The sequence below is a fragment of the Gilliamella sp. wkB18 genome, assembly GCF_001690875.1.
GTDB lineage: Bacteria > Pseudomonadota > Gammaproteobacteria > Enterobacterales > Orbaceae > Gilliamella > Gilliamella apicola_A.
On the sequence record NZ_LZHM01000093.1, the window covers coordinates 23,651 to 45,254 of the forward strand.

General features: G+C 34.1%; 20 protein-coding genes and 1 pseudogene. 5 read left to right on the forward strand and 16 right to left on the reverse strand.

Annotation, left to right across the window (positions count from 1 at the left end; translation table 11 throughout):
- Positions 1-3: 3 nt before the first annotated feature.
- The 11 genes from A9G48_RS11245 to miaB form a co-directional block, all read right to left on the reverse strand.
- Positions 4-330 (reverse strand): hypothetical protein, encoded by a 327-nt coding sequence (locus A9G48_RS11245; protein WP_051825396.1) that lies wholly within the window; start codon positions 328-330, stop codon positions 4-6.
- Positions 331-609: 279 nt separating this feature from the next.
- A complete protein-coding gene (locus tag A9G48_RS11250; RefSeq protein ID WP_080715931.1) occupies positions 610-1,059 on the reverse strand; it encodes an MFS transporter in 450 nt (149 codons plus the stop codon).
- Positions 1,060-1,503: 444 nt separating this feature from the next.
- Positions 1,504-2,061, reverse strand: coding sequence for a ribosome recycling factor (frr, locus tag A9G48_RS09705; protein ID WP_065576131.1), 558 nt, complete (start codon positions 2,059-2,061; stop codon positions 1,504-1,506).
- A 29-nt stretch (positions 2,062-2,090) separates the two neighbouring features.
- Positions 2,091-2,825: a UMP kinase gene (pyrH, locus tag A9G48_RS09710; RefSeq protein WP_034947527.1), complete on the reverse strand. Its 735-nt coding sequence runs from the start codon at positions 2,823-2,825 to the stop codon at positions 2,091-2,093.
- 118 nt (positions 2,826-2,943) lie between these two features.
- Positions 2,944-3,801, reverse strand: coding sequence for a translation elongation factor Ts (tsf, locus tag A9G48_RS09715; RefSeq protein WP_034947531.1), 858 nt, complete (start codon positions 3,799-3,801; stop codon positions 2,944-2,946).
- Between the two features lie 84 nt (positions 3,802-3,885).
- Positions 3,886-4,623 carry a 30S ribosomal protein S2 gene (rpsB, locus tag A9G48_RS09720; protein WP_034947534.1) on the reverse strand — a complete coding sequence of 246 codons (738 nt, stop codon included), beginning with the start codon at positions 4,621-4,623 and terminating at the stop codon, positions 3,886-3,888.
- A gap of 335 nt (positions 4,624-4,958) precedes the next feature.
- Positions 4,959-6,140 carry a serine hydrolase gene (locus A9G48_RS09725; protein ID WP_034947536.1) on the reverse strand — a complete coding sequence of 394 codons (1,182 nt, stop codon included), beginning with the start codon at positions 6,138-6,140 and terminating at the stop codon, positions 4,959-4,961.
- A gap of 14 nt (positions 6,141-6,154) precedes the next feature.
- Complete coding sequence (gene mrdB / locus A9G48_RS09730) at positions 6,155-7,261, reverse strand: peptidoglycan glycosyltransferase MrdB (RefSeq protein ID WP_034947539.1); 1,107 nt, start codon at positions 7,259-7,261, stop codon at positions 6,155-6,157.
- Positions 7,262-7,263: 2 nt separating this feature from the next.
- On the reverse strand, positions 7,264-9,204 hold the full coding sequence (gene mrdA / locus A9G48_RS09735) for a penicillin-binding protein 2 (protein ID WP_065568918.1): 1,941 nt from the start codon (positions 9,202-9,204) through the stop codon (positions 7,264-7,266).
- A gap of 39 nt (positions 9,205-9,243) precedes the next feature.
- Entirely contained in the window at positions 9,244-10,254 is a 1,011-nt protein-coding gene (locus A9G48_RS09740) for a PhoH family protein (RefSeq protein WP_051825400.1), read from the reverse strand.
- Positions 10,255-10,447: 193 nt separating this feature from the next.
- Positions 10,448-11,875 carry a tRNA (N6-isopentenyl adenosine(37)-C2)-methylthiotransferase MiaB gene (gene miaB, locus A9G48_RS09745; protein ID WP_034947545.1) on the reverse strand — a complete coding sequence of 476 codons (1,428 nt, stop codon included), beginning with the start codon at positions 11,873-11,875 and terminating at the stop codon, positions 10,448-10,450.
- A 378-nt stretch (positions 11,876-12,253) separates the two neighbouring features.
- Between miaB and A9G48_RS09750 the strand changes: the two genes are divergently transcribed.
- Entirely contained in the window at positions 12,254-13,489 is a 1,236-nt protein-coding gene (locus A9G48_RS09750; RefSeq protein WP_034947548.1) for an N-acetylmuramoyl-L-alanine amidase, read from the forward strand.
- A 32-nt stretch (positions 13,490-13,521) separates the two neighbouring features.
- On the opposite strand, the gene rsmG is transcribed toward A9G48_RS09750, so the two are convergent.
- Entirely contained in the window at positions 13,522-14,130 is a 609-nt protein-coding gene (gene rsmG / locus A9G48_RS09755) for a 16S rRNA (guanine(527)-N(7))-methyltransferase RsmG (protein WP_034947551.1), read from the reverse strand.
- On the reverse strand, positions 14,108-16,000 hold the full coding sequence (gene mnmG, locus A9G48_RS09760; RefSeq protein ID WP_034947554.1) for a tRNA uridine-5-carboxymethylaminomethyl(34) synthesis enzyme MnmG: 1,893 nt from the start codon (positions 15,998-16,000) through the stop codon (positions 14,108-14,110). Before mnmG ends, rsmG begins: the two co-directional genes overlap by 23 nt.
- Before the next feature lie 670 nt (positions 16,001-16,670).
- Between mnmG and hda the strand changes: the two genes are divergently transcribed.
- Both hda and A9G48_RS09770 read left to right on the forward strand, forming a co-directional pair.
- A complete protein-coding gene (gene hda, locus A9G48_RS09765) occupies positions 16,671-17,354 on the forward strand; it encodes a DnaA inactivator Hda (RefSeq protein WP_080715932.1) in 684 nt (227 codons plus the stop codon).
- A 1-nt stretch (position 17,355) separates the two neighbouring features.
- Positions 17,356-18,135: a Cof-type HAD-IIB family hydrolase gene (locus A9G48_RS09770; RefSeq protein ID WP_034947560.1), complete on the forward strand. Its 780-nt coding sequence runs from the start codon at positions 17,356-17,358 to the stop codon at positions 18,133-18,135.
- 18 nt (positions 18,136-18,153) lie between these two features.
- On the opposite strand, the gene A9G48_RS09775 is transcribed toward A9G48_RS09770, so the two are convergent.
- From A9G48_RS09775 to tusB, 3 genes are all read right to left on the reverse strand, one after another.
- On the reverse strand, positions 18,154-19,257 hold the full coding sequence (locus tag A9G48_RS09775) for an anhydro-N-acetylmuramic acid kinase (RefSeq protein ID WP_065576132.1): 1,104 nt from the start codon (positions 19,255-19,257) through the stop codon (positions 18,154-18,156).
- Positions 19,258-19,261: 4 nt separating this feature from the next.
- Positions 19,262-19,825 carry a Sua5/YciO/YrdC/YwlC family protein gene (locus A9G48_RS09780; RefSeq protein ID WP_034947567.1) on the reverse strand — a complete coding sequence of 188 codons (564 nt, stop codon included), beginning with the start codon at positions 19,823-19,825 and terminating at the stop codon, positions 19,262-19,264.
- Positions 19,826-19,948: 123 nt separating this feature from the next.
- Positions 19,949-20,230 carry a sulfurtransferase complex subunit TusB gene (gene tusB, locus A9G48_RS09785; protein WP_034947570.1) on the reverse strand — a complete coding sequence of 94 codons (282 nt, stop codon included), beginning with the start codon at positions 20,228-20,230 and terminating at the stop codon, positions 19,949-19,951.
- A gap of 127 nt (positions 20,231-20,357) precedes the next feature.
- Here tusB and tsaE point away from each other — a divergent pair, with 127 nt between their 5' ends.
- Together tsaE and A9G48_RS09795 are read left to right on the forward strand one after the other, a co-directional pair.
- Complete coding sequence (tsaE, locus tag A9G48_RS09790) at positions 20,358-20,837, forward strand: tRNA (adenosine(37)-N6)-threonylcarbamoyltransferase complex ATPase subunit type 1 TsaE (RefSeq protein WP_034947573.1); 480 nt, start codon at positions 20,358-20,360, stop codon at positions 20,835-20,837.
- A gap of 56 nt (positions 20,838-20,893) precedes the next feature.
- Positions 20,894-21,598: pseudogene (locus tag A9G48_RS09795) on the forward strand (N-acetylmuramoyl-L-alanine amidase); the annotation flags it as partial.
- Positions 21,599-21,604: the final 6 nt, after the last annotated feature.

The window sequence follows — 21,604 nt, forward strand, 5'->3', positions numbered from 1 at the left end:
ATATCAAGGCAAATAAAAAATAAGTGCAGCACTAAAAAATATGCCTAGTATCCCTTTATGATCAAAGATGATGCCTCCAATTCCCGCTGCCAATCCAATAGAAAACTGAATCGCAGTAACAGATAATCCGCCCATCATTTCGGATCTATCAGCAAGTGTACGTACAATCCAAGTAGACAAACCTACCGGAATAAAACCAAACATCAATACCCAAGCAATAACTAGTAACATATTTAATGTTATATCTTTATGGCTAAACATTAAAATAATAGCAAATATCAATAAAATAAAATGAACGGCTATCATCGTTATTTTAAATTGTTTGTCCATAATGAAACCGGCAATAACGGTGCCAATGCAGTTAGCTATTCCAAATAGAAGTAAAAACGTAGATAAGAAATTTGTTTGTAAGGCAAGATTATGTTCTAAAAATGGTCTTAAATATGTAAAAAATATATGTTATCCCCCATAACTAAATATCGTGGCTACTATTCCTATCGTTATCCAGCGTTGTTTTAAGAGAAAATACATATTTTTAAAACTATTACCCTGCTGTGCCGGTAAAGTAGGTAATGCAATAAATTGCCAAATAAAGGCGATAGCACCCAGTCATGCCGATAGCAAAAAGATATTTCGCCAACCAATTAGATTGCCTAAATAACTTGCTAGTGGTAGTGAAATAATCGTTGCCACTGAGACACCAGCATAGATAATACTTAATGTGCGAGATAGATCTTTTGTCAGTACAAGTTGTAGCGTTATCGCTGAGACTATAGACCAAGATCCACCAACACATATCCCCAATATGCTGCGTCCCATCAATAGAATGATATAATTAGGTGTAAATGCGACTAATATATTAGCGATCACCAATAAAATAGAGAGCGTTAATAACACTAATCTCCTATTTATTTTGTTTGTTAGTGGCACCAGTGTCAAACTTGTAATAACATCAAAAATACCTACAGTAGTCACCGTTTGCCCTGCCACTCCTGCAGTAATATGTAATGTTTTTGCAATATGCGTTAACAAACTAATAGGAATAAACTCAGCCGAAATAAGACTGGGTTACTCCCATAAATAATGAAAAAATAGCAGACTAATGAGATGCTTTTTCTAGTTCTGCCTGACAGAATAATGGTATTTTCATTACATAAAGTACCTTTTATCCGGCTAGCTCTATAGTAACATCAACGTTGAAAACTTAGCTAACAAATGCCATTAAATCTTATTCAAACTTACTTATATAAATAAGATCAGACGGAGATGTCACAAATAAAAATAGCTCAAATTGCTAACTTTAGAAAAGTATAGACACTTCATTAATTCATATAAAATACTTATATTTTATAAATAAATATGCTTTAAAAGCATAGAATTCTATTTTATATAATGATTTTTACCAGTTGTTTTATAGGAAAATTAGCTTGTTTTTGAGGAAAAGCGCCCTGTTTTTAGTAAAGCAGAGCGCTTGTTAAGAAAAGAAAGAAAAAGAATTAAGAATTAGAACTCCATTAATTCTTTTTCTTTATCTACAAGCACAGCATCTAATTTTTTAATTGCTGCATCGGTTGATTTTTGGATTAAATCTTGCGCTTTACGCTCTTCATCTTCAGATATTTCTTTATCTTTTAGTAATGCTTTGATTTGATCGTTAGCATCACGGCGAATATTACGGATCGATACTCGTCCTTGTTCAGCTTCGTTACGAACAATCTTAGTTAAGTCACGGCGACGTTCTTCTGTAAGCGGTGGCAATGGTACGCGAATAACTGTGCCTGCTGATGCAGGATTAAGCCCTAAATCTGAAGTTAGGATAGCTTTTTCAATAAGAGGGGTTAATGATTTATCAAATACGGTTATAGCAAGAGTTCTTGCATCTTCCGCTACAATATTAGCCAATTGGCGAAGTGGCGTTGGACTACCATAATATTCAACCATAATGCCATCTAATAAACTTGGTGATGCGCGACCAGTTCGAACTTTAGAAATATGAGTCTGAAATGCATCAATGCTTTTTTCCATGCGCGTTTGCGCTTCTTTTTGAATCTCTTTTAACATAATAAAAGCCTTATTTAAAATAAAGATAATTAACTGGTTAAAGTTGCTTTGTTATTAATTAATGTTCCTTCTTGTTCACCTAATATGACACGACGCAACGCACCAGGTTTATTCATATTAAAAACACAAATCGGTAAATTATGATCTCTTGCTAATGTGAATGCAGCTAAATCCATTACTTTAAGCTCATCAGTAAGAACTTTTTCATAGTTTAATGTTTTATAAAGTATTGCTGTTGGATCTTTAACAGGATCAGCTGAGTAAACACCATCTACTTTGGTCGCTTTTAAAACAACATCCGCTTCAATCTCAATACCTCGTAAACAAGCGGCTGAATCTGTTGTAAAGAAAGGATTGCCTGTTCCTGCAGAAAGAATAACAACTTTACCATGGCGAAGCAAACTAATTGCTTCAGTCCAACGATAATCATCACAAACGCCGTTTAATGGTATCGCTGACATTAAACGGGCATTAACCTCAATTCGGTGCAACGCATCACGCATCGCAAGTCCATTCATAACTGTTGCTAGCATGCCCATATGATCACCAACCACTCGGTTCATTCCCGCTTTAGCAAGTCCTGCACCACGAAATAAATTACCACCTCCTATGACTACCGCAACCTGAACGTTCATTTCAATAAGCTCTTTTATTTCTTGAGCCATGCGGTCAAGAACGGCTGCATCAATACCAAAACCTTCGTCGCCTTGTAGCGCTTCACCACTAAGCTTAAGCAAAATACGTTTATAAAAAGGGGTTACCATATGAAGTCTCACTATTTCGTTGTTTAATTACCTGATAAGCTAGGACTGCTAGCTGCAATAATTTTAAAATATTTTGTAGATAAACAAAACCGCCTTAACGGCGGCTTTGTTGAAACTATTAAGATTGTTTCGTTATTGCAGCAACTTCTGCTGCAAAATCAACTTCAACTTTTTCAATACCTTCACCCACTTCAAAACGAATGAATGAAGCTACTGCTGCGCTCTTTTCTTTTAATAAGTCGCCAACCGTTTTTGAAGGATCCATAACAAATGGTTGACCGGTTAATGATACTTCACCAGTGAACTTACGCATACGACCTTCAACCATTTTTTCAGCGATTTCACGTGGTTTACCAGATTGCATTGCGATATCAATTTGAATGTTACGTTCGTGTTCAACCACATCAGCAGGTACGTCACTTGGATCAACATATTCTGGTTTACTTGCAGCAATGTGCATTGCAATATGTTTAACTAATTCATCATCAGCACTATTAGCAGCAACTAATACACCAATACGAGCACCGTGTTGATAACTACCAACTACATCGCCAGCGATTTGAGCAATGCGACGGATACCAATGTTTTCACCAATTTTAGCAACTAGCGCTGTACGCTCTTCTTCGAATTTAGCTTGTAGAACTGAAATATCATTAATGCGATCAGTTAAAGCAGCTTCAGCAACTTTATCACTAAATGCTAAGAATCCAGCATCCTTGGCAACAAAGTCTGTTTCACAATTTACTTCTAAGATAATACCAAATTTCTTATCCGCAGAGATTTTAGAAATAATGACACCTTCAGCCGCAACACGACCCGCTTTTTTAGCCGCTTTTGCTTGACCTGATTTACGCATATTGTCAATCGCAAGTTCAATATCACCATTAGCTTCAACTAATGCTTTTTTACATTCCATCATACCTGCGCCAGTTCTTTCACGCAGTTCTTTTACCATAGAAGCGGTAACTTCAGCCATTTTTTAATCCTCTATTTAACCATTGTGATGATTTTCATTAGAATGGGTCGATATTATTATCAACCCTGAAAATATTTGAGTTTATTACTCTGCTGCTGGCGCTTCTTCTACGAAGCTTTCTTCAGATACTGGAGATTGGTTTTGTTCACGACCAGAACGTACTGCTTCAGCAACTGCATTTGCATATAATTGAATTGCACGAATCGCATCATCATTACCTGGAACAACGTAATCAATACCATCAGGATCTGAGTTAGTATCAACAATAGCAATGACTGGAATACCTAAGTTGTTAGCTTCTTTGATAGCGATATGTTCGTGGTCTGCACCAATAACAAAGATCACATCAGGTAAGCCACCCATATTTTTAATTCCACCCAAGCTATTTTCTAATTTAGCCATTTCACGAGCACGCATTAGTGCTTCTTTTTTGGTTAATTTATCGAATGTACCATCACTAGCTTGTGTTTCTAAATCTTTTAGACGTTTGATTGATTGACGTACTGTTTTCCAGTTAGTCAACATTCCACCTAACCAACGGTGATTAACGTAGTATTGTCCACAGCTTTCAGCCGCTTGTTTAATTGCTTCGCTAGCTGCACGTTTTGTACCAACAAATAAAATTTTACCTTTACGAGCGGCAATCTTGTTTAATTCAGCTAATGCTTCGTTGAACAATGGTACTGTTTTTTCAAGATTGATAATATGAACTTTATTGCGTGCACCAAAAATAAATGGTTTCATTTTTGGGTTCCAATAACGAGTTTGGTGTCCAAAGTGTACACCCGCTTGTAACATATCGCGCATTGATACTGTAGTCATGATTTCCTCATTTTGACGTTGGGGTTATGCCTCCACATATCCGCTCTATCCGACCTATACATAAAGTAAAAGGCACCCCGGAAAAGTGTAATGATATGTGTGTGTTATAACGTTAATTAATCATTAAATTTAATGCTTTTATCCATCATTACTTTTGCAAAAAATAATGTGAAATGTAGCGCGCGTTTTATACCATATTTAATCGAAGATTACCAGTTTTATTTATAGAAATGAGGTAATTTTAATTTCGGAGCTTAGCATGTAAGTTATTTTTTATAACGAGTAGCCTAAAAATGTCCGAAATTAAATTGCAGTAACTTTTTTAAGAAAACTATTTAGTTCAATAATTTATGACATTGTAAACATATCCAATCCCATATACCACCCAAAAAACCTGTTTCTTCAACACTTTGTAGTGCAACCAATGATTCTTCATTGATAACTTTATCATCTAATAAAAACTGCATTTTGCCCACAACAGTCCCTTTAGTAATCGGCGCATAAATATAGCCATCAATTGTATATTTAACTTGTACATCTGCTGAACGGCCTTTTGGTACTGTCACATAAGAACCATTAAGTGAGCCTAGTTGGATCTTATTTTGCTCACCATACCAAATTGATTCTGTTATTAATGAGTTACCAGCTTTTACGGGATTTGCTGTTTCAAAAAAACGAAACCCCCAAACTAATAATTTTTTACTTTCTTGTTCACGTCCTTTAAATGTGCGCCCACCTAATACAGCTGAAATTAAGCGAGTATTACCATCCACCGCAGAAGCAACTAAGTTATAACCAGCAGCATTAGTATGGCCTGTTTTTATCCCATCAACATTTAGTGTGGTATCCCAAAGCAAGCCATTGCGATTTAATTGTGGTTTAGATAAGTTATAGGTAAATTCTTTTTCTTTGTAAATAGCATATTCTGATGGCAAATCACGAATTAAGGCTTGACCTAATAATGCCATATCTTTAGCTGTAGTATACTGCCCCGGAGCATCAAGCCCGTGCACAGTTTCAAAGTGAGAATGCTCTAACCCAATTTTTTTTGCATAATCATTCATTAAATTAACAAAAGCACCTTGGCTACCAGCAACGTGCTCAGCCATGGCAATGCAAGCATCATTACCTGATTGAACAATAATACCCTTATTCAGATCTGATACTGAAACTTTTTTACCCACTTCTAGAAACATTAATGATGATCCTTTTAAAATAGGATTACCTGTTGCCCAAGCATCTTTACTTACTATAACCATATCATCATTTTTAATACGACCAACTTTCAAAGCTTGACCAACTACATAACTGGTCATCATTTTAGTTAAACTAGCAGGATCTCGCTGTTGTTCTGCATTATATTGAGCTAAAATTTCGCCTGATTTGGCATCCATTAAAATATAAGATTCTGCATCTAATTTTGGAATTTCTGGGATAGGAAATGCCACTTCAGCTGAAACTGATGAACAAATTGCGAGTAATAACAAAGCAAAAGATAATTTAAATTTCTTTTTCATTTATTTGGATTCCGTCAAATATTTTTAGATAACATATAGCGATGTGTGTGAATAGACATCATAATGCCAAAACTAGCCATTAATACGACTAAAGATGAGCCACCATAACTTATTAACGGTAATGGTACACCAACTACAGGTAATATTCCACTGACCATACCAATATTAATAAACGCATATACAAAGAAAACCAAAATTAATCCACCAGCTAATATTCTGCCAAATGTGGTTTGTGCTTGTGAAGCAATAAAAAGTCCACGAATAATTAAACATAAAAATAGTACTAACAAAATAACGGTACCAATAAAGCCAAACTCTTCAGCAATAACAGAAAAAATAAAATCAGTATGCCGTTCTGGTAAAAACTCCAATTGTGATTGAGTTCCTTTAAGCCAACCTTTTCCCCACACTCCACCAGATCCTATTGCTGTTTTAGATTGAATAATATGATAACCGGTACCATTTGGATCCCGTTCAGGGTTAAACAAGGTTAGTACCCTTTCTTGCTGATAATCATGCATTAAGAAGAACCACATAATAGGTAAAAAAGCAGCAATTAAAATAAGTGCAATAAGGATAAAGCGCCAATCAATACCCGCTAAAAAGATAATAAAAAGACCTGACATAACAATCAAAATTGCAGTCCCTAAATCTGGCTGCATTGCGACAAGCAAAGCAGGCACTCCAATTATAGTGAGTGTCTGTAAAGTCGTTTTTAAAGGTGGTGGACAACCGTCACGATGAATAAATTTGGCAACCATTAATGGTACCGCTATTTTGGCAATTTCAGAAGGTTGAAAACGTAAAATTCCTAAATCCAACCAACGTTGTGCACCTTTGCTGGTATAGCCAAAAATATCAACCAAGAATAATACTATAATACAGGTAACATAAAGTGAAGGAGCCCATTTTTCATAAGTTCTGGGTGAAAATTGAGCAAAAATAATCATAGCAGCAAAACCTAGCAGTATTTGTATTGCTCGTTTTTGCATCATGTCGATATTTTGTCCACTAGCACTCCAAAGTACATAAAGACTATAGCCAAGTAATAATGCAATAAATAGGAAAAAAAGAGGATCAATATGTATTTTTTGCCAAAAAGTTTTTTTGATATTATGCATAATTAATTAGAGTTTCCTGTAGTTGGTGATATTTCATCATCTAATTTTGTAGAGTTATTACCAAGCAAGTAATAATCAAGTATTTTACGCACTACAGCACCACCATTGGAACTTCCTCCTCCCCCATTTTCAAGAACAATAGCTAAAGCAATTTTTGGTTTATCGAAAGGCGCATAAGCAACGAATAAGGCATGATCTCGTAAATGTTCCGGAATTTTATGTGCATTATAGGTTTCGTTTTGTTTCAAACCATAAACTTGTGCAGTTCCTGATTTTCCTGCCGCTTGATATTGTGCATCAACATAAACTTTACGTGCTGTTCCTCGTGAACCAAACATGACGCGACGCATACCTTCTTTAGCTAAATCCCAATAAGTAGATTTGACCTCAGTTAAACTATTGGGTTGTTCAAATAATACAAGATTAGTTTGTGGTTTATTATCATTAGAATTCAAAATATCACTTTTTTTATATAGTAAAAAATGAGGAATATAAGTTTTACCATTATTAATTAAAATGGTTAAAGCTTTCGCCATTTGTATAGGTGTTGCTGTCCAATAACCTTGACCAATTCCAACTGGAATAGTATCCCCTTGCATCCAAGATTTTTTATGACGCAACATTTTCCATTCACGACTAGGCATAACAGCACGAGTTTCTTCATTTGGTGAAATATCAATACCTGTTTTTTCACCATAACCAAACTTAGTCATCCATAAATTCAAACGATCTATGCCCATATCATATGCAACTTGATAAAAATAAGTATCAACTGATTCTTCAATGGCTTTCAATACATCTACATGACCATGTCCCCATTTTAACCAGTCACGATAACGCCTTTCAGTTCCAGGTAATTGCCACCATCCGGGATCATTTATAATGCTTTTGGGCGTAACAATTCCTTCACTCAAAGCTGCTATGGAAATATAAGGTTTAACAGTTGAAGCTGGTGGATATGCACCAAGTAACGCTCGATTAAATAATGGTTTATCTGGATCATTAAGTAATTCATTATAATTAGCTCTAGATATACCTCCAACAAATAAATTGGAATCATAACTTGGACTTGAAACCATTGCTAATACTTCACCATTATTAGGGTCAATAGCAACTACTGCAGCTTTGCGTCCCGCAAGAAGTCGCTCAATATAGAGTTGTAATTTTAAATTGATAGATAAATAGATATCCTCACCTGCTTTCGGTGGGTGCTGCTCAAGTAAACGAACGATACGCCCTCGACTATTTACTTCAACCTTTTCATTACCAGCCGTGCCATGTAGCACATCTTCATAATATCGCTCAATACCCATTTTTCCTATATTAAGTGTTGCAACATAGTTACTGGTTTTATTTTCATCTTCTAAGCGTTTTTTATCTTGGCTGTTAATTTTAGAAATATAACCAATTATATGCGTTAAAGATGCGCCATAAGGATAATATCGATGTTGAATCTTAACAATTGAAACAAAAGGGAATCGATGTTGATCAACAACAAAACGGGCAATTTGTAGGCTGGTTAAATTTTCTTTAAGCGGCACAGGGCGATGTGCTTTATAATTTCGTCGCTCTTTTTGAAATGTTTCTATGTCTTCATCTGTCAAATCAACAATTTTTTTTAAATAACTAAACTGTTCATTAAGATTTTTTATTTTATCAGGAATAATATTAAGTTGATATGTGATGTTATTAATTGCCAAAGGCGTACCGTTACGGTCATAAATCATACCGCGGCTTGGAGGTATAGGAATATTTTCAATGCGATTATTATTCGATTTTGTACTGTAATAACTATAATTAGCAATTTGAAGGTCGGCTAAATTAACCAACAAAATAATCACTAATAATATTATTACAACAAAAGCAAACAATGCTCGACGCAAAAACAAATTTGTTTCTGCCGAGTGATCTCGAATATTAGTTCGCTTTTTTTTACTTGAGATAGGGATAATAATACTCCTCTAAACGCTTTTTTCATTGAGTTATTTCTTATGATGCTGCTCTTGTTCTTCCCATTTTTCATAGGCATTAACGATTCTAGCTACCACTGGATGACGGACAACATCTTCACTACTAAAAAAATTGAAACTAATTTCATCAAGTTGGCTTAAAACTTCTATCGCATGACGTAATCCTGATTTTTGATTATGCGGTAAATCAATTTGAGTAATATCACCTGTTATTACCGCTTTCGAATTAAAGCCAATTCGAGTTAAAAACATTTTCATTTGTTCAATCGTGGTGTTTTGGCTTTCATCAAGGATAATAAATGCATCATTAAGCGTTCTTCCACGCATATAAGCAAGTGGTGCCACTTCAATCACACTTTTTTCAATAAGTTTTTCGACTTTTTCAAAACCTAACATCTCGAATAAGGCATCATAAAGTGGACGTAAGTAAGGGTCCACTTTTTGACTTAAATCACCTGGTAAAAAACCTAATTTTTCACCTGCTTCAACTGCAGGACGAGTTAATACAATTCGGCGGATTTGCTGTTTTTCAAGAGCATCAACCGCGGCTGCAACCGCCAAGTAGGTTTTACCGGTTCCAGCAGGACCAATTCCAAACGAGATATCATAATCCAACACATGAGCAATATATTGTGCTTGGTTCGCTGTTCTGGGTTTGATTATGCCTCGTTTAGTTTTTATCATCACTAGCTTTCCACCTTGATGATCAATATAAGCTGGTAAGTGTTCACTCGCTTTTTGTAAAAGACCGGACTCTTTTATTGCTAGATGTATTTGTTCAGGCTCAATATCAACAATTTTATCTTTGATTTTGGTTTGTTTATAAAGCGACTTCAAAATGTCATTAGTCGCTTTTACACAAATAGCATCACCTGTTATAGAAAAAAGATTGCCTCGGTGGTTAATTTCAATTCCTAATCGACGTTCAATTTGCTTAATATTGTCATTATAAGGACCACAAAGGCTATTAAGGCGCTGATTATCTTCTGGCTCAAGCACAATTTCATATTTCATAATATTCAAACGTAATCCCTCAAATAATTAACGTTAGCTACTAATACATTGTTCACATAAAGAATAATTTCAACACCTTTTAAAAAGTTGATATTACCGTAACGCCAAGAAACTGTGTTTAAGCTAACAACATTATCTACTGCTCTTGTTGACTGTTTTTTATCAAATCTTTGCCATTTTAATTGAAATAGGCATTTCGTTTTTATGGTTGATAAATCCCTACGCCTAAATCATTTTCTTTTCGAGTTCGTGATATCACTGACATCGGAGATTCATTTACGCGCAAATCCATTTCATCTTCAGTTCTAACCACTTTACCGCGCAATGAATTTGGGTAAACATCAGTAATTTCAACATCAACAAACTTACCTATCATATCAGGATGACCTTCAAAATTAACAATCCGATTATTTTCGGTTCGTCCTGTTAATTCCATGAGATCTTTTTTAGATGGCCCTTCAACTAAAATACGTTGTATGGTATTTAACATACGACGACTAAACTGCATGGCTTGTTGATTGATTCTTTCTTGAAGAATGTAAAGACGCTGCTTTTTCTCGTCTTCAGACACATTATCTTCCATTTCAGCAGCTGGTGTACCTGGACGTGCTGAATAGACAAAACTGTAACTTAAATCAAAATTAACATCGGCAATTAACTTCATGGTTTGTTCAAAGTCTTCTTGTGTTTCACCTGGGAAACCAACAATAAAATCGGAGCTAATTTGAATATCTGGTCGTACTTTGCGTAGTTTTCGAATAATTGATTTATATTCAAGTGCGGTATGCGTACGTTTCATTAAGTTTAATACACGATCTGAGCCACTTTGTACTGGCAAATGTAAAAAATTTACTAGCTCTGGTGTGTCACGATAAACATCAATAATATCATCTGTAAATTCGATTGGATGGCTAGTTGTAAAACGAATACGATCTATACCATCAATGGCTGCAACTAAGCGTAGTAATTCAGCAAAGGAACAAATATCACCATCGAATGTTGGTCCACGATATGCATTTACATTTTGACCTAGTAGATTGACTTCACGTACACCTTGCTCAGCAAGCTGAGCTATTTCATAAATAACATCATCACAAGGTCGACTAACTTCTTCACCTCGAGTGTAAGGAACTACGCAATAAGTACAATATTTATTACATCCTTCCATAATTGAAACAAATGCGGTTGGGCCTTCACTACGAGGTTCTGGTAAGCGATCAAATTTTTCTATTTCAGGAAAGCTTATATCAACCACATGATTACCTTTACCACTTCTAACTTGCTCAATCATTTCAGGCAAGCGGTGAAAAGTTTGCGGTCCAAAAATAATATCCACAAATGGTGCGCGTTTACGAATATGAGCGCCTTCTTGTGAAGCAACACATCCCCCAACACCAATAATGATATTTGGGTTATTTTTTTTAAGATTCTTCCAACGTCCTAATTGATGAAAGACTTTTTCTTGGGCTTTTTCTCGAATAGAGCAGGTATTAAGTAATAAAATATCTGCTTCTTCGGCATTTTCTGTTAAAGTTAAACCGTGGGTGGATTCAAGGAGATCTGCCATCTTAATAGAATCATATTCATTCATTTGGCAGCCCCAAGTTTTGATATGTAATTTTTTGCTCATCAATAACTCAGCTATATTTTAATTGTTAAAATGAAAACGGGTTTAAATCCGCGATTTTAGCGTGGCATATTGTAATGCTTTGTGATTGTAGGGTCTATAATAAAATAAAAAATGACCATACAAAATGGCACTTTATTTTTTGTTTTTTTAACTACAGCATAAAGGGCGGTTTGTAAGAAGATTAGTAAAAGTATTTTATATATAAAATAGTGGGTTAATCAAAAATAGATTCTAATATTATAAAAATCTATAAACATGAATAGAATCTATTTTATTTATCAAAAAAACAACTAATTATGATATTCATTCTTTTTTAATATCATTTTATTTTATGTTATTATTCGCACTTAATAGTGATAACAAATAAAGTGTTCAGGTATGCCAAAAACATTTAGTCCAAAAAAACGCCTTTTTATCAAAGGGATAATTGCGACTTGTTTATTGTCTGTCACCCGTATTGGCTTTGCAGTAGCAATGGCAAAAATTATTGCTGTTCGTATTTGGCCATCATCAACTTATACACGAATCACATTAGAATCAACTATTCGATTAAATTATAAAAGTGCTTTGCTTTATAACCCTGATCGAATAGTTATCGATATTGATAATATAGATTTAACTCCTACATTAAAAACAATTTCGTCAAAAGTACTCAGTCACGATCCTTTCATAAAATTGATTAGTGTTAATAAAGTCAACCCTAAAATAATCAGAATTATGATCGTTTTAAAACAAGGTGTGGAACCTAATACCTTTACATTATCTCCAATAGCAGAATTCAAACATCGTTTAGTTATGGATCTTTATCCTACTAGATCAATTTCAATAAATGACGATGATCCCTTACTTGCCTTATTAGAAGAATACAAGGACGGCGATCTTAATAAAAAACAAGCTAATATCCCTCCCCCAATTAATAAAAAGAAAAATGCACCAATTATTGTAATGCTCGATCCAGGACATGGAGGCGAAGATCCAGGAGCAATCGGTTATAATAAAACTAAAGAAAAAGATATAGTTTTACAAATAGCCCGTCGTGCTTACAATTTATTAAAAAAAGAAAATAATATAAAAGTCCATATGACACGCAATGAAGATGTATTTATTCCATTAAAAGTTCGTGTCGCTAAGGCACGATCATTGCATGCTGATCTCTTTGTTTCTATTCATGCCGACGCCTTTACTAACCGCTCAGTAAGAGGTTCAACTGTATTTGCTTTATCTACTCGTGGAGCAAGTAGTTCGGCGGCTAGCTATTTAGCACAAACACAAAATAAAGCCGATCAGATAGGGGGGGTTAGTCGAAGTGGTGATAAGTATTTAGACAACACTATTTTGGACTTAGTACAAAAAACAACACTAAGTAATGGAGCTTTATTAGGTAGCGCAATATTAAATCGCATGAAAGGTATAAATAAGTTACATAAACCAACCATTGAAAAAGCCGGTTTTGCTGTATTAAAAGCGCCTGATATTCCGTCAGTTTTAGTTGAAACAGCTTTTATTAGTAATGTTGTTGAAGAGAAAAAACTTAAGACTGCTTCTTTCCAAAATCAAGTTTCTAAAGCTATTGTTGACGGAATTAAAGATTATCTAAAAAAACGTAAAAACTAGTTTTTTATCATTTTTAAAGTAAACTAAATAAGTTATATACTTTTAACAATAATAACTAAACATCTTTCAGCACCCAATTGTGGAATGCTCAGCTTAATATTCTGGGTAAGCCTAAAATCTTCAGGAATAGGATCAAGATCGCTACCTTTTAAAGCATAAAAAGATCCTTGTTCATTAGGAAGATGCTTACACCAACTAAGCATGTCTTGCAATGAAGCAAATGCTCGGCTAATAACGCCATCAAACTTTTTATCGCTATACTCCTCTATTCGGCTTTGTATTGGGTTTATATTAGTTAGCTTTAATTCAAACTGAACTTGTTTTAAAAATCGAATACGCTTACCTAAACTATCCACTAAATCAAATTGTTTATCTGGGTTAATAATTGCTAGTGGAACGCCTGGTAAACCAGGACCAGTTCCAACATCAATAAAAGTTTTGCCAGTTAAATAGGGCGATACAACTAAGCTATCCATGATATGTTTGATTAACATTTCATTAGGATCTCGTACAGCTGTTAAGTTGTAAGTCTTATTCCATTTATTAAGCATTTCAACATAATGGATCAATTGATCTATTTGTGATTCTGAGATCAAAAGATCCGTTTGATCTATTAAATTAATGAGTTTCTTTTTTAACATAATTTTTCTTTTTTAAATAAACTAGTAACATTGAAATTGCAGCAGGAGTAATTCCTGATATACGCGAAGCTTGTCCTATTGAAATAGGTTTATGTTGTTTTAATTTAGCCACAACTTCGTTCGATAAACCCGATATTTCAGCATAATCAATATGCTCAGGAATAAGCGTTTCTTCATTGCGTTTTTGACGTTCAATTTCTTCTATTTGTAATTTTATATATCCATCATATTTAACTTGAATTTCAACCTGTTCCGCAGCCTGTGCGTCAGACAATCCAGGAGAAAATAATGAAAGCGATTTCAATGTGTTATAACTCATTTCAGGCCGCTTAAGTAACTCTTCTCCGTTGGCTTCTTTAGTCAAATTAGCACCTAACACAGCATTTACTTCGTCAATGCTTTCAATATGAGGATGTACCCATATATCACGTAATCTTGCTCTTTCTTGTTCAATAGCTTCAAATTTTTCGTTAAAACGTTGCCAGCGATAATCATCAACCATACCTAGCTTGCGACCAATCTCAGTTAAGCGAATATCAGCATTGTCTTCACGTAACATTAAACGATATTCAGCACGAGAGGTAAACATGCGATAAGGTTCGTTAGTACCAAGAGTACAAAGATCATCAACTAATACCCCTAAATAGGCTTGATCACGGCTTGGATACCATTGATCTTGATCATATGCAAAACGTGCTGCATTTAAGCCAGCAAGCATTCCTTGAGCTGCGGCTTCTTCATAGCCAGTTGTTCCGTTGATCTGTCCTGCTAAAAAGAGACCTTTAATAACTTTACTTTCAAGTGTTGGTTTAAGATCCCTTGGATCAAAATAATCATATTCGATCGCATAACCTGGTCTGACAATATTAGCATTTTCTAATCCTTTCATACTGCGTACAAATGCTAATTGTGTATCAAATGGTAAACTTGTTGAGATCCCATTTGGATATATTTCGTTGCTATCTAATCCTTCAGGTTCTAAATAGATCTGATGAGAATTACGATCCGCAAAACGCATAATTTTGTCTTCAATAGATGGGCAGTATCTTGGACCAACTCCTTCTATCACACCAGTATACATGGGACTACGATCTAAACTATTTCGGATGATCTCGTGCGTTGTTTCGTTAGTGCTTGTTATATAGCAAGGAATTTGTTTAGGATGTTCGTTTGCATTACCTAAAAATGAGAATACAGGAACAGGATCATCACCATATTGTGTACCTAATTTTGAAAAATCAATTGTTCTAGCATCAATTCGTGGAGGGGTACCAGTTTTTAATCGTCCCATTCTAAATGGATATTGATGAAGTGATTTTGATAAGCCGATCGAAGCAGGATCGCCTGTACGTCCACCACTGTAATTATTAAGTCCTATATGGATCTTTCCGTCTAAAAAGGTACCTGTTGTTAATACGACTGTTTTAGCTTTAAAGCATACTCCCATTTGGGTTTTTACACCTACGATCTGATCGTTTTCGATGATCACATCTTCAACAGATTGTTGAAAAAGCATTAAATTTTCTTGATTTTCAAGTGTAGTTCGGATCACTTTGCAATATAGTGATCGATCTGCTTGTGCTCTTGTAGCCCTAACTGCAGGTCCTTTACTGCTATTTAAGATCCTAAATTGGATCCCAGCATGATCGATAGCGCGTGCCATTAAGCCACCCATTGCATCAATTTCTTTTACCAAATGGCCTTTACCTATACCACCAATGGCAGGATTACAAGACATTTGTCCTAATGTATTGATATTATGGGTTAAAAGTAGTGTTTTTCGCCCCATTCTTGCTGATGCCATTGCTGCTTCTGTTCCTGCATGACCGCCACCAACGATGATGACATCAAAAAGATCTGGATAAAACATAAAAAGCCTCGTATTTATTTTGTGTATAGATGATCGCTAATTTAGATCGGGAGATTTGATTTATTCAGGGTAGGAGATTTTACTCATCTTTTTGGTTACGTCAAATGATCTATTAGGATCGCATTCTAAATAAAATAAGATCTTTTAGATGATCTTTTTATTTTTATTATTATTATGTAGGATAACTTTTGTGGGTAACTCTATTTTATTATTATTTTGTTTGATCTTATCGATCGCTAAATTATGTTAGTTGATCGGATCTTTTTTGTTTTAATTATGTTGATAAGTGCTACTTTTATTCACAGTTAATTTTGTTTCTTAGGTTGTTAATAGGCTTATCACAACTTATTATCCCGTTTTATCACAAAGTTATCCACAAAAAAATAAATTCGTTTGCTTACTTTTTATCTTTTATTGCCTTTATTTTATACATAAGTGAGTAATCTACTCTTTTTATGATCTTATTATTTGAATAAAATTCAAAAACAACTGAATAACTTGGTTAGTTTTATTTTTTTATTAATAGTAAATTAACTTGTATTTGTGTTATTTAAAATACACATTAAATACTTTGAAAAGTAGGATGTTTTTCTTTTCTATAAAAGTGATTGATTTTTATAAAAGCAAATTTATACTTAATATGATTTTATTTGTATTGTGAGGTTACTTTATTACTCTTTCACAGCTACCTTTGCCTTTTCCGTTATCTAATAATGAAACTTTTGATAGTTTTTATGTAGGTAATAATCGGTTATTGTTTGATTCGTTGCAAACCTTATTAGGTAAAGAGGGTTTTAATGTCTTTTATATATGGGCGGCTAACGTTGCAGGCCGAACTCACCTTTTACATGCGTCAAGCCAAAATAAATTAGCTAGTTATATTCCATTAAAACAGCATTATCATTTGGTACCTGAAATTTTACAAGGATTAGAAAATTATGATTTAGTCTGTTTAGATGATATTGATGCAATAGCAGGTCATAGAGATTGGGAAGAGGCTATTTTTGATTTATTTAATCGTTTGACAGAAAAAAATGTGAGTAAATTATTGATAACTGCAAATGCACCACCTAAACAAATTCCTTTTATATTGCCTGATTTAGTTTCTAGATTATCTTGGGGGCAGGTTTATCAATTAAAAGAACTTAGCGATGATGACAAGCTTAAAGCTTTGCAATTGAGAGCACAATTAAGTGGATTTGAACTATCAACAGATGTTGGGTTATTTTTATTAAAACGTGTTAATCGTGATATGCGTACATTATTTTCTTTGTTAGAAAAGTTTGAAGTAGCAACGTTAGCACAACAACGGAAGCTAACTATTCCTTTTATTAAAAATATTTTGGATTTGTAATATGAGCCATAAACCTGAAGCTATTGTTTTTTTTGATTTAGATGGGACATTATTTAATAGTCAAATTGATATATTGTCCAGTTCCCTTGATGCTATAAAAAAGTTAAAACATAATAATATTATTCCAGTGATAGCAACTGGTCGAACACCTTGTGAAGTTGCTGATTTAATGCAAAAGACTCAAATTGATTCAATTATCGGTATGAATGGGCAAGTTGTTTTATACAAAGGCGAAAAGGTTTTTACTAATAATATTGATAAAGATGTAATAATAAGAATACATCAGTATTCTAAGCAGGAAACGAATATTCCTTTATCTTTTTATAATGATGAAATGATGTGTATATCTGAGTATAGTCAAGCAGCCGAGAAGTTTTATCATTATCTTAAGCAACCAGTTCCTCCTGTTGATGATCAGGTTTATTTAAAATCACCTATTCAGATGCTTTTATTACTTTGTGAATCTGGAGAAGAGTTTTATCGAGATGTTTTCCCTGAGTTAACTTTTATTCGTAATACCCCTTACTGTGTTGATGTTTTTAATCATGGTGGCTCTAAAGGTTATGGTATTACTCAGTTATTAAAAAATAAAGAGTTCACTGATGTGCCAACTTATGCATTTGGTGATGGTATGAATGATTTTGAAATGTTCTTAACCGTTGATCACCCTATTGCTATGGGTAATGCAGTTGATGAATTAAAAGCAAAAGCTGAGTTTGTTACAGATACTAATAATAATGATGGTATTGCTAAAGCGTTACAAAAATTTGGGTTGATTTGATCGATATTTTTTAGTTTATTAATAAATAACGCCCAAACACACAGCTTGGTTTGCCCCAGTTACTTCGGGAATATTTGATGGAATGTTGTTGATCCGGCAATAAGCGAGCCAAGCGAAGGCTATAGCTTCCATGTCGTCACCATTTATGCCTTTAGTATCTGTTGTTAATACTGACCATGATGGTAATAATGCTGATAATCTTTGCATAATAAGTGAATTTTTAGCTCCTCCTCCACAAACTAAAAGCTCACAAGGTAATGTTTTTACTATAGGTAATTTATTGATTTCATTTGCAATTGATAAAGAGGTTAATTCAACGAACGTTGCTTGAATATCTTCAGCTTTTAAATCAATTCCTATTAGTTTTTTATGTAACCATGGTAAATTAAATAGCTCACGCCCTGTACTTTTAGGTGCTGGTATTTTGAAATAATCTTCATCAAATAATTTATTCAGTAAGTCTTGGCTAACTTTTCCTGTTTTTGCCCACAACCCATTTTTATCATAGCTTTTACCTAGATTTTGATTTATCCAGCAATCAAGCAGTACGTTTCCTGGACCTGTATCATAACCAATAACAGTATGGTTAGGAATTAATACTGAAATGTTACTAATTCCTCCTATATTTAATACTACACGATTGATTTTTGGATCTTGTAGTATAGCTTTATGAAAAGCGGGGACCAGTGGGGCTCCTTGCCCGCCATAAGCCATATCTTTTCGGCGAAAATCAGCTATGGTGGTTATGCCTGTTTTTGCAGCGATAATATTGGCATCGCCAATTTGTAGGGTAAATGGATTGTCACTGATTGGTGCATGGTAAATAGTTTGCCCGTGGCAACCAATTGCTTTTATTTGTTGTTTATCTATTTTATTGTCTTTTAAAAATTGATTGATACTATCTGCAAATAATCCACCAAGTTGATGGTCTAATTCACCCAAATTTTGTAATGTGGTTTGTTTTGTTTCACATAATGTTAATAATTTCTGTCTTAAGTTGGTGGGCATTGGGTAGCAACTACTAGCTATTGATGTGACATTTTTTTCGGTAATACTAACCATAGCAATATCAATTCCATCCATGCTGGTTCCCGACATCACACCAATATATAAATTTTGCATATATCTATCCTTGTCGAATAATGTTACCTGTTTGAATATCTCTGATTTGAGATGGCTGTAATCTATTACCTGCTTCGCCTGCTAAAATCGGAAAATTTTGGCCAAATTGTTTGGCTACTTCGATGGCTGTTTTACAAGGAGGATAACTCGATAAATTAGCACTGGTTGAAACTATCGGTTTGCCATAAAGATCGCATAATTTACGAGCTAAAGGGTGATTGGTGACTCGTACTGCTATGGTGTCGAATTTACCAGTCAAAAAATAAGGTGTTTTTTTATTTTTAGGAAAAACCCAAGTAATAGGACCTGGCCAGCTAGTAAGTGCTAACTGTTTTTGTTCATTAGTTATAGCTGATTCATCTATATAAGGAATCAGTTGTTGGTAATGACTAGCAATTAAAATCAAACCTTTATCTATTGATCGCTGTTTTAGTTGTAACAGTTTTAATACGGCTGATTCACAATTAGGATCACAGCCTAATCCAAAAACAGCTTCGGTTGGGTAGGCCACAACCGAAGCTGTTTTTAGTAACTTCTTGGTTTGTTTTAAAGATAATAAATTTGCCATTAATACATAAATATTAGTTAAACATGGTTGAAAATTATATTAAACCTAGGTATTGAGATTTGCAAATTGGTCTCATTTACTTTTAAACAATTGCTAAAGCCAAATAAATTAAATACTCTTTGATTATTCCCAGTTTATTTGTGGAAAATAATAGGTTGTTAGTTTAACAACTTGTTGCATCGTAATAATTTTAAGCCTAGGATCGATACTTGAACTAAGTCCACGAGCTTTAATATCGTTATCTAATATGTAGCAATGATCTGTTTGTTGGAAAATATAATCCAATAATGGATTATTCTGCGTAGCCATAATAACTCCATTTTGCCAAAATAGCACGGCATCTTGTTTTGATATTATTAGAGGTTTGATAACTAATCGGTTAGCAGAAGAAATTGTGTGTAACATAATTTTTCACTTTTTATATTGAATAACATGCTCGAATTTTAAAAAAAATTTAGTCCAATCTTATTTGGTACATCTTTATAGGGTATTAGTATATAATAAGTACTATTTATTGAGCAAAGAATGCGTGATGAAACTTACTATTTTATCCAATGAGCAAGAAACAGTTTTGTTTGGTAAGCTGCTTGCATCTAAATGTTTAAACTATTTATCAAATCATAATAGTACAATAGTCATTTATTTGATTGGTGACCTAGGTGCAGGTAAAACAACTTTTAGTCGTGGTTTTTTGCAACAATTGGGACATATTGGTAACGTAAAAAGTCCTACGTATACTCTAGTTGAACCTTATCAATTTGATGGTTTTTCAGTTTATCATTTTGATTTATATAGACTTAGTGATCCAGAAGAATTAGAGTTTATGGGGATTCGTGAATATTTTTCTTCGCGATCAATTTGTTTGATTGAGTGGCCACAGCAAGCAAATGGGATCTTGCCAAGTGCTGATCTTGAAATTCATTTGACTTATTTGGCGCTTGAACGTACTGCTTGCGTTCAGGCAATAAGTGAAAAAGGCAGCGAGATTATTAATCTATCATATTTGAAATAAACAATATAAAGACAATGAAAAAATTATTCACTTTTTTTATTTTATTACTGCTTTGTAGTTCTGCCTATGCAGCTAAAGTTGTTATTGCCGTTGATGCGGGGCATGGTGGTAAAGATTCCGGCGCAATAGGGAAAAATAAGTTATATGAAAAAACAGTTACGCTTTCTATTGCTAAAAAACTTACCAATTTACTAAATAAAGATCCTAATTTTAAAGGAGTATTAACCCGTAGCAATGATAATTTTATCTCTGTTTCACAACGCTCTGAAATAGCTCGTAAAAATAAAGCAAATTTATTAATTTCAATTCATGCCGATGCAGCACCGAATCGAAATGCAATGGGTGCTTCTATTTGGGTATTGTCAACCAAGCGAGCTGATACGGAATTAGGAAGATGGCTTGAACAGAGCGAAAAACAATCAGAATTGTTAGGTGGTGCTGGCAATGCATTAAGCGACGATAGCAATCCTCATTTAAGTCAAGCAATATTAGATTTACAATTTTCTTATTCTCAACAAGTGGGTTATGAGCTAGCACAACAAGTATTAAAACAAATTAAAAAGATAGTAAAATTACATAAATCAGTTCCTGAACATGCAAGTTTAGGTGTATTACGTTCGCCAGATATTCCGTCAATTTTAATTGAAGTTGGTTTTATTTCTAATGAAGGCGAAGAACGATTACTAAATAGTAATGCTCATCAAGATAAGATAGCTAAAGCTATCTATCAAGGTATAAAAAATTACGTTAAACAAAATCCAAAATTT